At 74.0% G+C, this 250-nt stretch carries 1 pseudogene; it reads right to left on the bottom strand.

Features of this window, described 5'->3' with window-relative positions:
* Positions 1 to 250: pseudogene (locus tag KVS71_RS18015) on the bottom strand (hypothetical protein); the annotation flags it as partial.

The following is a 250-nucleotide window of genomic DNA, read 5'->3' on the forward strand; positions in this document are numbered from 1 at the left end:
GGCGTGGAGGGAGCGGTCCGGGCGGCGATGAGGTCGTTGCGGGAGTCGGCGATGACCTCGGCCAGGGTCGTCTCGGCGCGCAGGGCCTCGATCTCGAAGTCCTCCACCGCGTCGAGCAGGGCAGCGGCGCGTCGCGTCGCCTCGGTGGCCGTCTCCAGCGCGAGGTTCGCCTCCTCGTTCTGCTTCGCGGCGCGGCGGCGCTCCGAGGTGTCGGCGCGGTGGGGGGCGAAACGGATCAGCTGCTCCGCCT

The organism is Microbacterium sp. GbtcB4, from assembly GCF_019091465.1.
GTDB classification, from domain to species: Bacteria; Actinomycetota; Actinomycetes; order Actinomycetales; family Microbacteriaceae; genus Microbacterium; species Microbacterium paraoxydans.